We start from the raw sequence: 13228 nt of genomic DNA on the forward strand, positions 1-13228 counted from the left end.
CGTCGAGGACTACCAAGATAGCGTTTTCAGCTAGTTTCAAAGATAGATGTATGGCCTTATCTCCATACTTTCTTTAACATAGCTCTACGCTTCTCCTTCAATCGAAATTCTTGACTTTAAACACTATGCTTTTTTATAGTTGTACCAGTTTATGTGTTTCAGATGATCGATATGCGGCTAGAGCTACTTCGACTGCTTTAAGACCATCATAACCTGAGATTGATGGTTCCTTATTTCCCCTAATATTTTCAATAAAATCTTGAACTAAACCTAGATTCATATTATCGCCCCAAAAACTTTCGACAACCCCGATTTCATCTGAATACACATGAATGCTTTGCTTATTTGTAATGATATTTAAAACACCATCTGTTCCTACAATTTCTAGTGTTACATCACCCCCTTTAGGATAGCTTTTACTTCTTGACCAACTACAATCAATCGTCGCAAACACTCCATTTGTAAACTCCAATGTCACAATTCCTGCATCATCAATTGGGTGAACTTGATCTGAAAATAATTGACCTGATTCTGCATACACCTCTTTGACTTCTGCTCCCAAATACCACCGCATAATATCTAATAGGTGGACAGTATGGTCAATAACAGCTCCACCTCCAGATAATTTCTTATCGATCAACCAACCACCTGGATTCCACCCGCGATTTGTTCCTTTGATAGATAAGACTCTGCCAATCTTCCCGGAATCTATAGCATTCTTGGCATTTGCAATCGAAGTATTAAAGCGAACTGGAAAAGCAGTTTGAAGTATCACTTTATTTTTTTGACATACATCTATCATTTTCCAAGCATCTTCTACTGTAGTAGATAATGGTTTTTCGCATAGTATATGTTTTTTTGCTTTCGCTGCCGCAACGACATGTTCACAGTGTTTGGCATTTTCTGAAGTAATAATAACCGCATCTATATCTTGTTGAAGCAGTTTTTCGTATGTATCGTAATAGCTTGCTTGATATTTATCTGCAGCCTTTTGCCCACGTTCCATATTATCATCTGCAATGCCTACTAACTTCACATTCTCTATTTCCCTTAAAGCATTTGCATAACTATGTCCGTGACCATGTGCAAAGCTAATAATTCCAACCTTGATTTTCTTCACTCTGTCCCCTCCCGAACTGAGTATTCCATCCTTTATAAATTTATCTTATCTATCATTTATCAATTTTAAGTGAATGCAATATTAAGATTTTGTAATTTTAAATGTAGTTAAATTCAATTGATTACAATGGCAATACGGAATACTCAATCTTTTCTTGACACTTGTATTAATTGTTTAAATGTACCGGTTCGTTGATTTGGATAGACTTATTCGCAGCTAAGGCTATTTCAACTGCTTTATAGGCATCCTCTGGAGATATTATCGATCGCTTTCCAGTCTCAATACAGTCGATAAAGTGTACTAATTCTCGATAGTAAGGGGATTCATTTAATGGGCTTTGGTTTATAGTCTTATAGCCTTCTCCGACAACCTGATTTTCGATGACTGTTTTGATTGAACAACTCCTGCTATCATATTCGAAATTCCCCTTATCTCCGGCAAATTCGAAAGTTTTATAGAAGCCATCATGAGCCCAACTGCCTTCAACATGTGCAATTACACCGCTTTCAAAGCGTAGTGTCACAAGTGCATAATCTTTTTTCCTGTATTCTCGTCCTGTAAGACTTTTCGCGTATACTCTCTTAACTTCTCCGAAGCACCATCTTAAAAAATCAAAGTCATGGATCAGTAAGTCTAAAATAACACCACCACTACTTTGAAAATTGGCGAACCAGTCATTCCAAGCATTTTTAGGGAAGTTCCCATTGCGAGTAGTTCGAATCATTCCTGGTTTTCCAATCGCACCTGCCTCAACCAGTTCCTTTGCTCTCACGTACTCAGGAAAGAATCTAGTAACTTGACCGATATATAATTGCACTCCATTAGCTTTGCATGTTTCGATCATGCTTGTAGCATCTTCCAAAGATCCAGCAATCGGTTTCTCACATATGATATGTTTCCCAAGTTTTGCGGCCTTTTCTACAAACTCTTTATGCAAAAATGTTGGCAGACAAATATCAATGACATCTACCCTATCTAAAGTTTCTATTGCCTCTTCAAGGGTTCGAAAAAATGAATATTCCGTTTCTTTTAAACGTAAAAGAGAGGGGTTACGGATGTCTACAATCCCCGTAACCTTTACATTCTCCATTTTTTGATAAGCTCTTAGATGTGTTTTTCCCATAGACCCTGCACCAACTAATAAAACAAATTGCATTTTTTCACTCCTACTTCGCTTCAAGTGTATTTGGCCTTCTTCTGAAAAACATTTTATTAAAACTTTTTGCAAACCAGGTAAGTGCTACCCTACCTTCTAAACTTCATTTCTGCAATAATTGGCAGATGATCAGAACCTTCTCTCATAAGGGCACTTTGGTTAAGTATCTCTAATTGCCTAGATGCAAAGATATAATCAATTCTTATTTCTGGGTTATCAGAAGGATAGGATGCATTGTCTGCTATATCCTCAAAACAATCTATTAAGTCTGATTTACCCAGTAGTGCTTGAATCTCTTCACTATCAGGTTCTGAATTAAAGTCTCCAATCAATACTTTAGAGCCTTCAAAATTTTTGGTCCATTCGACTATTTCTTTTACTTGTTCACGTTTACTTCTAGATTCTAAGGAAAGGTGAGTATTAAAAACGTGAAGTTGCGTTCCACATACATCAATCAATGCCCGCAATAATCCTCTAGGTTCATCTTCATAACTTGTCAGTGGAATATTTTCGGAATCCTTAATAGGATACATACTTAGAATAGCGTTGCCATATTGTTGATTTTCTGCTTGTCCATCAGTATGAGCAATGTCAATGTTTGCAGCGTAGACATAATGATAATCCAGTAACTTTGCTAATTCTTTTGCTTGATCTTGAAAATCACTTCTCTCCCCAAAGTTTCGGTCAACCTCTTGTAACCCTACAATTGTAGCCTTTTCATCCCGAATGATCTTTGCGATTCTTTCAAGTGATAATACTTCATCAAGTCCTTCTCCATGGTGAATATTATAGGACATTATTTTCATCTATGGTCACTCCCAACTTTATGTATATGGATGCTTTAATAAAACTTATCAAATGGAACATCAAAAAAATGATTCATGACAAGACCTGCTGCGGATCCAGATTCATCTGGAGTTTGACTTAATTTAAGAATTTTTACATCTGCACATGATTCTGGTACAAGTTTTTTAATTTCTCTTTCTAAAATCGGCATAAGAATATCCTCCATCCGATCTATAACTTTTCCCGTGAACATTATGTGTTCAGGGTTTAATAATGTAATAGAATTAGCAACTGCAAGTCCCATTGCGGAACAAATCGTTTGAAATAGCTTCAGAGCTTCTGAATCATTTTGACGAACTTTAGATTCAAATTCATCAAAATCTACCCCATATCGTCTTAATCCACTTATAGAAGCTAGTGTTGTCAAACAACCTTCAGCGCCACAATGACATTTTATGGCATACTCCCCTGAAAAAGCCTTATAATGTCCAAATTCGCCGGCAACAAAATTAGCACCATGTAGTAATTGACGTTGCAAAACCATTGCACTTCCAATGCCATAATCAAATTTATAGGTGATGCTTTGTTTTGAATCGGCTAGTTGGCCATTCAAACTTTCTACTAGTGCCAATAAATTAGCATCATTTTCTAGAAAAATAGGAAAACCATATTCCCCCTGAAGTATATCCCTAAGGTGGAAATTTTTCCAGCGTAATCCTGGAGAATAGATCACAACACCATTCTCGGAATCTACTAATCCCTGTATACTGAATCCGATCCCTTTTAATCCATTTAAATCAGGAACATATTGAAGCAAATGATCTATTACTTTATAAATGAACTGCATTGGATGCTGCTCATGCTCATATCGTGGAACAACCTCGGTTACTTCTTTTAAAATGTTATTCTGAAAATCCATTAAAGTACCCCGAACATATGTAACAGCTAATTCTATCCCTATACAATACAAATTTGAACTATTAATTTCAAGCGGAATCGGCCTCCGTTTAGTACCGCTTAAAATAGCGTTCGACTCAAAAATGATATTTTTCTTCAGCAAACGATTAACAATATTTGTGATTGTTTGTTGAGTCAAACCTGTTTTTCTAGCTATTTCTACACGTGCAATTGGTCCCTCTGTAAAAATAAGACGCAACACTTTTTGCTGATTAATTTCTTTAATCATTTGACTATTTGATACATTTTCTAATTTCATCCCACTAATGATTCCTTTCTCCCTATAGAAAACGGTTACATAAATAATGATAGTGCTCACATTAACATCCATTAATCGCAGTTTGAAATATTTATCGATTAATCAAGTTGATTTATCTCATAATAATTCAGATTAGATTCAAATGCAAGACTTTTTCGACATATGATTATGAACATATTCAACAATATATGAGTTCCTTCGCTAAAAAATAGATCCCACTAGCATTTGTGCTGGTTAAGTATCCTAAAGTTCATATAGTTTTCCGTGTCTCCCACAGTTTTATTTATGGAGATTCAGGAATATAATTTTAATGTAAAATCATCTTTTTATAACCAATAATTCCGATGAAAATTGTTATATTTAACTATTGACAAATTCATCTACTTCCTATACCATAATTTTCAGACAAGTGAAAATAAAAATGTTCTTATCACGAGAAGCCTAGGGTCTGGCCCGTTGAAGCTTCAGCAACCTTTCTGAAAACAGAAAAGGTGCTAAATCCAGCAAGATTGAATCTTGAGAGATAAGAGTAAGAGTATTCATCCACCACTTCCTCTTACTCCGGGAAGTATTTTTTTTTACGCTGGAAAAGGTTATGGACTCCTATAAATTTATTACTCTTTTTAGGAACTTAGCCCATAACTATTATTTTCACTAACATATAGTAAAACCATACTTATTAGGTTTTTTTGTAATTAAAACCAACTAAACTTATATGTTTTATCAAAATCTACAATAGGAGGAATTTACGTGCTGAACTTATTTGTAAAAACTGAATTACAACGACAATGGGTAGAGAAACTGAGGGAAGAGGGAGATAAGTTTAAGAATAACTCCGCAAAAATTGATCAAGAAAGTATCTTTCCTATCGAAAACATTCAAGATCTTGTTGATCTTGGCTATTTAAGTATTACACTCCCTCAAAAATATGGCGGTGCAGGTTTAAAAACCTACGATATGGTTCTTGTTCAAGAAATATTGGCAAGTTATGACGCAAACACCGCTCTTTCCATCGGATGGCACCTTGGCACGATTGGAGAGATCTTTGAGAAAAAGCAATGGAACGATACTGATCTTGATTTTTTAGCAAAAGAAATTAGAAACGGAGCAATTGTAAATCGTTCTGTTAGTGAAGCACAAACAGGTAGTCCAACTAGAGGTGGGCGTCCTGGTACAAAAGCTGTCAAGCAAGATGGAAAATGGGTAATCAATGGACGAAAGACTTTTACCACAGCATCGCCCGTTTTAACGTACTTTCTAACTTCAGCTTGGATTGAGGAAAAGCAAGGGATTGGCTTTTTCCTTCTTCATAAGGACTTAGATGGTCTAAGTATAGATGAAACATGGAATGTTATTTCGATGAGAGGAACTGGAAGCCATGATCTAGTCCTAGAAAATGTTACAGTTGACGAATCTAAACTTGTTGAACTACCTACCCAAAAAGGAGGAGGAAACTTTAGTGGTTGGCTCCTTCATATCCCTTCTACTTATCTAGGTATTGCACAAGCAGCCCGTGATTATGCTGTTCATTTTGCTAACGTACATTCACCTAATAGTTTGAGCGGTCCCATTAGCGAACTCCCTAATGTCCAGCAACATTTAGGAGAAATTGAGTTAGAGTTAATAAAGGCTAGACATTTATTATATAGCGTAGCAGAAGCCTATGACGATGAGGAGCGCAGACCTTATCTTACTAATGAAATTGCTGCAGCTAAACATACTGTTACAAACACAAGCTTGGCAATTGTCGATAAAGCTATGCGAGTAGTTGGGGCAAAAAGTTTGCAACTATCAAACCCTTTACAACGATATTATCGTGATGTTAGGGCTGGCTTACACAATCCTCCAATGGATGATATGACGATCAAAAAATTGGCAGTTACTGCTATTGAAGATGATAAAAGAAACGGGAGATGATTAATATGAAAAGAAAATATTTAATCCACATGTTGCTAGGCTTTGCTTTCTTCCTTTTATTGACTGGATGCGGAAGTAAGTCCACGACTGGAGATTCAGGAATTACTAAAGTTAAAGTTGCCTATGATCAAGCCTCTAAGCCTATTTCATGGTTGGATGAAAAAGGAAACCCCACAGGCTATGATGTCGAAGTAATGAAATTAGTTGATGAACTATTACCCGAATATGAATTTGAGTTCGTAGGAACATCAAGTGATGATCTATTAGTAGGAGTGACGCAAGGAAAATATCAAGTTGGGGTAAAAAATGCTTTCTGGACAGAAGAAAGAACGGAAAAATTTATCTTCCCTAAGGAATTTCTTGGCTTAAGCAGCATTGGTCTAGTGCTAAAAAAGGAAAACGCACATATTAAATCTCTTGAAGATTTTGCTTCAGCTGGTATGTCATTAGCACCTATTGCAGCTAATAATGCACAATATACAGTTATTGATGAGTATAACGAAAAATACCCTGACAACCCTGTTAAACTTCAAGCTGGTGACAGTTTTTCAGTTGATGTTATCCAATGGGTCAACGAAGGACGTGTTGATGGAGGAGTATCCATTGAAGGACCATTTGAAAAGCAGGTCCTTGCCGAAGATGGGCCATATCATAATTTAGTAAATGACGTTGTCTACAATGAATTTGATGTGATCAAAACGTGGCCATTATTCAATAAAAAGGAACAAAAATTTGCAGATGCTTATGATAAAGCGATTAAACAATTAAAAGAGGAAAAGAAACTAAACGAACTAATGGTGCAATTTTACAATCGAGACCTTTTTGAAGTGTTAGATACAGTAGAGAGATAAGTATAAAAAAACAAAACGATACATTTTTTAGCTATCTAATAACGTGAATAAAGATGGTGAAAATTGATGCAAAAATACTTTGATGCATCCTATATTTGGGGGGCTTTCCCCGCACTAATTCCATTTTTAAAAATGACTTTTTTGGTCGTTAGTTTATCCGTGCTATTCGGTACATTGCTAGGTCTTGTTTTAGCCGCGATGAAAGTCGGAAATAATAAGATTGCACAAAAACTAGCAAATGGATATACAACAATTTTGCGTTGCACTCCGTCGATTGTACTATTGTTTCTTGTCTATTACGGAGTGCCAGCGATATTTATTAATTTTGGAATTGATCTTAATGACATTGATAAAGCGTTTTTCGTCGTGCTAACTTTTACGTTACAATTTGCTGCGATTATGTCTGAGGTGATTCGGTCTTCCTATGAATCTATTGACAAAGGTCAGTTTGAAGCTGCGGTAAGTGTTGGTCTCAGCCCTTTCCAAGCATATAGGCGGATCATTTTCCCCCAAGCATTTGTTGTCGCTTTACCAAACTTTGGGAATGGGTTACTAGAATTGCTAAAGGAAGGTTCTCTTGCCTATACAATCGGGTTAATTGATGTAATGGGAAAGGCGAATATGATTATTGCTAGTAACTATAATTCTCATGCATTAGAAATCTATATTGCGTTGTCCATTATTTACTGGGTACTTTCCATTGCCATCGAACAATTTTTCCTGAAACTGGAGAAATTGTTTAGTAAAGGAAAGCAGGTAATCAAAAGTGTGTAAGAGGGTGACAGAGTGACTCTAGATTTTAATTTCCTAATAGATACATTTTTTGTTGCTTTATCGGGGGTGCCTGTTGCATTACTTATTACTGTCGTAGCACTCTTAATTGCTTCACCAATAGGGTTTTTACTAGCATTAACAAGAATCAATCGCATTCCGATTTTAAATCAGTTTTCGCGCGTATATGTTTCTTTTATACGCGGAACACCTGTAATCGTTCAAATCTTCATCATCTACAATAGTTTACCCTTAATACTCTCTGCCCTATTTGAGAAATTTAGTATTCAAATGAGTGTATATGATATTAATCCTATTTGGTACGCATTTATCGTCTTTTCACTAAACACGGTTGCTGTTCTAATTGAAGTGTTTCGTTCAGCTATTAGCACCGTAAATAAAGGACAATTGGAAGCAGCCTTATCTATTGGATTGACGAACTTACAGGCATTTCGCCGAATTATTATCCCCCAAACTTTAGTTGTAGCGTTACCAAATATTTGCACAACAACTGTTAATCTCATTAAAGCTACCTCCTTAGGGTACGCTATGTCCTTGCATGAAATAACGTTGAAAGCCCAAGTAGCAGCAAACGTTGGCTACAACTATGTCGAAGCCTATATCGATATCTTTCTTGTATACCTAATTATTTGTAGTGCAGTTGAACATTTATTTAAGTGGTACGAGAAACGATTAACTAAATATAAAATTGCTAGTGCATGAGGTGAGGCGCATGTTAGAAATTAGAAATGTTCATAAATCCTTTGGCAAAAATGAAATTTTGAAAGGTGTTGATCTGACTATTGATAAGGGGGATGTTGTTGTTATTATCGGTCCAAGTGGCTCGGGGAAAACAACATTCCTCAGATGTATCAATTTTTTGGAAAAGGCGGATCAAGGTGAGGCCTCTTTTGGAGATATTCAGGTTGATTTACATTCAGCTACCAAGAAACAAATCCATCAAATAAGACAAAAAGTGGCTTTCGTTTTTCAAAATTATAATTTGTTTCATAATAAAACTGCTCTGGAAAATGTTACAGAGGGATTGATCATTGGACGAAAAGTCTCAAAAACCAAAGCTGAAGATATTGGAAAAAAGGCATTAAATAAAGTAGGACTATCAGAAAAATACAACTCCTATCCAAGCGAACTGTCTGGGGGACAGCAACAGAGAGTTGGCATTGCAAGAGCTGTAGCTTTAAATCCCGATATAATTTTATTTGATGAACCTACTTCCGCCTTAGATCCCGAATTGGTCGGAGAGGTATTAAATGTCATGAAAGATATCGCAAATGAAGGAACTACCATGCTTGTTGTTACACATGAAATGTCGTTTGCACAAAATGTAGCAAATCGAGTTCTTTTTATGGACGGCGGAGTCGTTGTTGAGGAAGGAACACCAAAGGATATATTTAGCAAACCAAAAAAGGAACGAACAAAACAGTTCTTAAAGAGAATTTTAGCGGAAGATTATACGTATTATATTTAGATAATTAGCAGAAAATTGTAACTTATAACGTTTCGTGGCACTTTGGGTGACTTTTATGAGGGATGGGACATGAGAGGTGTTCTCATGACCCTTTCGCGCAGCTTTTTCATGCGGATGGGACATGAGAGGCTGACTGTTGGCATTCTTTGACCTTTATGTGATAATTTTCCCTCACTATTTTCGATAAAATCTTTCAATCTAGGTGAGACCGTGTCATCAATGGCTTTTAAACGATATTTCCACCCATGTTAAGAAGGGAGTTGAGTTTGAATGTTGTGGTAATTGTCTTTATTTTAACTGTTTTTGATTTCCAATACATTTTACGACTGAACAGTGAACAAGACAATCAAATGTTTGGTTAGTGCCAACCGAATTTCATCCCGTTCCTGCCCTTCACAGGCTTGACTTGAGGAAGGGGAATTTCTTCAGAAAGCTGTTAATGTTAAACAAATAAAATCTCCTTTATAATAGGCAGATTCTCGTAACTTTCCTGTCCATTATAAAGGAGATTAATTTTTATATAAGTAGTAAACCTATTGCGGAGGCAGGATTTGAACCTACGACCTTCGGGTTATGAGCCCGACGAGCTACCAGACTGCTCCACTCCGCGATAATAGTAATAATCCCTTACATACACTATTCTTAACAAAACTTAAGTTATTTATTCATTCAAAACTAGATAACATAAAAATTTCATTATAATTAATCGTCGTTTCTTATTTAATCTAGCTCAAGTGCTAAGTCGTTAGAAAACTACTCAGCTTCATACATAGGTTAAGTCCTTGACCGATTAGTATCCGTCAGCTTCATGTGTCGCCACACTTCCACCTCGGACCTATCAACCTGATCATCTTTCAGGGGTCTTATGGTATAAACCAAGGGAAATCTCATCTTGAGGGGGGCTTCATGCTTAGATGCTTTCAGCACTTATCCCTTCCGCACATAGCTACCCAGCTATGCCTCTGGCGAGACAACTGGTACACCAGCGGTGCGTCCATCCCGGTCCTCTCGTACTAAGGACAGCTCCTCTCAAATTTCCTGCGCCCGCGACGGATAGGGACCGAACTGTCTCACGACGTTCTGAACCCAGCTCGCGTACCGCTTTAATGGGCGAACAGCCCAACCCTTGGGACCGACTACAGCCCCAGGATGCGATGAGCCGACATCGAGGTGCCAAACCTCCCCGTCGATGTGAACTCTTGGGGGAGATAAGCCTGTTATCCCCGGGGTAGCTTTTATCCGTTGAGCGATGGCCCTTCCATGCGGAACCACCGGATCACTAAGCCCGACTTTCGTCCCTGCTCGACTTGTAGGTCTCGCAGTCAAGCTCCCTTGTGCCTTTACACTCTGCGAATGATTTCCAACCATTCTGAGGGAACCTTTGGGCGCCTCCGTTACTCTTTAGGAGGCGACCGCCCCAGTCAAACTGCCTGCCTGACACTGTCTCCCACCCGGATCACGGGTGCGGGTTAGAATGTCAGTACAGCAAGGGTAGTATCCCACCGATGCCTCCACAGAAGCTGGCGCTCCTGCTTCGACGGCTCCTACCTATCCTGTACAAGCTGCACCAACATTCCATATCAGGCTGCAGTAAAGCTCCACGGGGTCTTTCCGTCCTGTCGCGGGTAACCTGCATCTTCACAGGTACTATAATTTCACCGAGTCTCTCGTTGAGACAGTGCCCAGATCGTTGCGCCTTTCGTGCGGGTCGGAACTTACCCGACAAGGAATTTCGCTACCTTAGGACCGTTATAGTTACGGCCGCCGTTTACTGGGGCTTCAATTCGTACCTTCGGCTTGCGCCTAAGCACTCCTCTTAACCTTCCAGCACCGGGCAGGCGTCAGCCCCTATACTTCGCCTTGCGGCTTCGCAGAGACCTGTGTTTTTGCTAAACAGTCGCCTGGGCCTATTCACTGCGGCTCTCTCGGGCTTTCACCCAAAAGAGCACCCCTTCTCCCGAAGTTACGGGGTCATTTTGCCGAGTTCCTTAACGAGAGTTCTCTCGATCACCTTAGGATTCTCTCCTCGCCTACCTGTGTCGGTTTGCGGTACGGGCACCTCCCGCCTCGCTAGAGGCTTTTCTTGGCAGTGTGGAATCAGGAACTTCGGTACTATATTTCCCTCGCCATCACCGCTCCGCTTTAAAGAGAAGGATTTGCCTCCTCTTCAGCCTAACGGCTTGGACGCGCATATCCAGCAGCGCGCTTACCCTATCCTCCTGCGTCCCCCCATTACTCAAACGGCGGGGAGGTGGTACAGGAATATCGACCTGTTATCCATCGCCTACGCTTTTCAGCCTCGGCTTAGGTCCCGACTAACCCTGAGCGGACGAGCCTTCCTCAGGAAACCTTAGGCATTCGGTGGAAGGGATTCTCACCCTTCTTTCGCTACTCATACCGGCATTCTCACTTCCAAGCGCTCCACCAGTCCTTCCGGTCTGGCTTCACAGCCCTTGGAACGCTCTCCTACCACTGACACCTACGGTGTCAATCCGCAGCTTCGGTGATCCGTTTAGCCCCGATACATTTTCGGCGCAGAGTCACTCGACCAGTGAGCTATTACGCACTCTTTAAATGGTGGCTGCTTCTAAGCCAACATCCTGGTTGTCTAAGCAACTCCACATCCTTTTCCACTTAACGGATACTTGGGGACCTTAGCTGGCGGTCTGGGCTGTTTCCCTCTCGACTACGGATCTTATCACTCGCAGTCTGACTCCTGAGAATCAAGTCTTTGGCATTCGGAGTTTGTCTGAATTCGGTAACCCGATGAGGGCCCCTCGTCCAAACAGTGCTCTACCTCCAAGACTCTTTCTCAAGGCTAGCCCTAAAGCTATTTCGGAGAGAACCAGCTATCTCCAGGTTCGATTGGAATTTCACCGCTACCCACACCTCATCCCCGCACTTTTCAACGTACGTGGGTTCGGGCCTCCAGTAAGTGTTACCTTACCTTCACCCTGGACATGGGTAGATCACCTGGTTTCGGGTCTACGACCTCATACTATATGCGCCCTATTCAGACTCGCTTTCGCTGCGGCTCCGTCTCTTCAACTTAACCTTGCATGAAATCGTAACTCGCCGGTTCATTCTACAAAAGGCACGCCATCACACAGCGTTTTCCCATAGGGAAATACGCATCCATGCTTTGACTATTTGTAGGCACACGGTTTCAGGATCTATTTCACTCCCCTTCCGGGGTGCTTTTCACCTTTCCCTCACGGTACTGGTTCACTATCGGTCACTAGGGAGTATTTAGCCTTGGGAGATGGTCCTCCCAGCTTCCGACGGGATTTCACGTGTCCCGCCGTACTCAGGATCCACTCAGGAGGGGATGACATTTCGACTACAGGGCTGTTACCTTCTGTGGCCGGCCTTTCCAGACCGCTTCGTCTACATCATCCTTTTGTAACTCCGTATAGAGTGTCCTACAACCCCAAGAGGCAAGCCTCTTGGTTTGGGCTTTTCCCGTTTCGCTCGCCGCTACTCGGGGAATCGATTTTTCTTTCTCTTCCTCCGGGTACTGAGATGTTTCAGTTCCCCGGGTCTGCCTTCCATTTCCTATGTATTCAGAAATGGATTCTGCCCCATTACGAGCAGAGGGTTTCCCCATTCGGAAATCTCCGGATCGAAGCTTACTTACAGCTCCCCGAAGCATTTCGGTGTTAGTCCCGTCCTTCATCGGCTCCTAGTGCCAAGGCATCCACCGTGCGCCCTTACTAACTTAATCGTTCGTGCAATGATAAGCTTCGAATCTCTGCGTCAGCTTCATTCATTCGCATCCTCACGTATTATATACGCTCCGGCGCTCACTCATTTGCTTCCTTGATCTTCTCGCTTCTCCTTGCTCGACCTTAATAAGGTCTTACTAGTTTTCTTACGGAATTCTCCGTAAGGTGAATGTTTCTCGGTTTATATCTTCTCATTT

9 protein-coding genes, 1 tRNA gene, 1 rRNA gene and 1 riboswitch are annotated in these 13228 nt (G+C 40.1%); of the genes, 5 read left to right on the plus strand and 6 right to left on the minus strand.

Annotated elements, in window-relative coordinates:
* Positions 1-133 precede the first annotated feature (133 nt).
* From BN1243_RS08570 to BN1243_RS08585, 4 genes are all read right to left on the minus strand, one after another.
* On the minus strand, positions 134-1111 hold the full coding sequence (locus tag BN1243_RS08570) for a Gfo/Idh/MocA family protein (protein WP_062110520.1): 978 nt from the start codon (positions 1109-1111) through the stop codon (positions 134-136).
* Between the two features lie 175 nt (positions 1112-1286).
* Entirely contained in the window at positions 1287-2276 is a 990-nt protein-coding gene (locus BN1243_RS08575; RefSeq protein WP_062105956.1) for a Gfo/Idh/MocA family protein, read from the minus strand.
* Between the two features lie 89 nt (positions 2277-2365).
* Positions 2366-3082, minus strand: a complete 717-nt coding sequence (locus BN1243_RS08580) for an endonuclease/exonuclease/phosphatase family protein (protein WP_062105958.1) — start codon at positions 3080-3082, stop codon at positions 2366-2368.
* Between the two features lie 35 nt (positions 3083-3117).
* A complete protein-coding gene (locus tag BN1243_RS08585; protein ID WP_062105960.1) occupies positions 3118-4338 on the minus strand; it encodes an ROK family transcriptional regulator in 1221 nt (406 codons plus the stop codon).
* 364 nt (positions 4339-4702) lie between these two features.
* A riboswitch (SAM riboswitch) is annotated at positions 4703-4808 on the plus strand.
* A 223-nt stretch (positions 4809-5031) separates the two neighbouring features.
* Between BN1243_RS08585 and BN1243_RS08590 the strand changes: the two genes are divergently transcribed.
* The 5 genes from BN1243_RS08590 (at position 5032) to BN1243_RS08610 (ending at position 9306) form a co-directional block, all read left to right on the plus strand.
* The gene (locus BN1243_RS08590; protein ID WP_062110522.1) at positions 5032-6195 is read left to right on the plus strand and encodes an acyl-CoA dehydrogenase family protein; all 1164 of its coding nucleotides are present in this window, start codon (positions 5032-5034) and stop codon (positions 6193-6195) included.
* Between the two features lie 5 nt (positions 6196-6200).
* Positions 6201-7046: a transporter substrate-binding domain-containing protein gene (locus tag BN1243_RS08595; RefSeq protein ID WP_062105962.1), complete on the plus strand. Its 846-nt coding sequence runs from the start codon at positions 6201-6203 to the stop codon at positions 7044-7046.
* 66 nt (positions 7047-7112) lie between these two features.
* Entirely contained in the window at positions 7113-7820 is a 708-nt protein-coding gene (locus BN1243_RS08600; RefSeq protein WP_062105964.1) for an amino acid ABC transporter permease, read from the plus strand.
* A gap of 12 nt (positions 7821-7832) precedes the next feature.
* Positions 7833-8540, plus strand: a complete 708-nt coding sequence (locus BN1243_RS08605) for an amino acid ABC transporter permease (RefSeq protein ID WP_062105966.1) — start codon at positions 7833-7835, stop codon at positions 8538-8540.
* A gap of 10 nt (positions 8541-8550) precedes the next feature.
* On the plus strand, positions 8551-9306 hold the full coding sequence (locus BN1243_RS08610; RefSeq protein ID WP_062105968.1) for an amino acid ABC transporter ATP-binding protein: 756 nt from the start codon (positions 8551-8553) through the stop codon (positions 9304-9306).
* A gap of 536 nt (positions 9307-9842) precedes the next feature.
* Here BN1243_RS08610 and BN1243_RS08615 read toward each other — a convergent pair.
* Both BN1243_RS08615 and BN1243_RS08620 read right to left on the minus strand, forming a co-directional pair.
* A tRNA-Met gene (locus tag BN1243_RS08615) sits at positions 9843-9916 on the minus strand.
* A gap of 160 nt (positions 9917-10076) precedes the next feature.
* A 23S ribosomal RNA gene (locus BN1243_RS08620) occupies positions 10077-13030 on the minus strand.
* Positions 13031-13228 lie beyond the last annotated feature (198 nt).

The organism is Bacillus niameyensis, assembly GCF_001375535.1.
GTDB lineage: Bacteria > Bacillota > Bacilli > Bacillales > Bacillaceae_C > Lederbergia > Lederbergia niameyensis.

Coding starts and splice junctions, on each gene's coding strand:
- BN1243_RS08575 (WP_062105956.1), bottom strand. CDS start 2,276: ATGCAATTTGTTTTATTAGTTGGTGCAGGGTCTATGGGAAAAACACAT.
- BN1243_RS08580 (WP_062105958.1), bottom strand. CDS start 3,082: ATGAAAATAATGTCCTATAATATTCACCATGGAGAAGGACTTGATGAA.
- BN1243_RS08595 (WP_062105962.1), top strand. CDS start 6,201: ATGAAAAGAAAATATTTAATCCACATGTTGCTAGGCTTTGCTTTCTTC.
- BN1243_RS08600 (WP_062105964.1), top strand. CDS start 7,113: ATGCAAAAATACTTTGATGCATCCTATATTTGGGGGGCTTTCCCCGCA.
- BN1243_RS08610 (WP_062105968.1), top strand. CDS start 8,551: ATGTTAGAAATTAGAAATGTTCATAAATCCTTTGGCAAAAATGAAATT.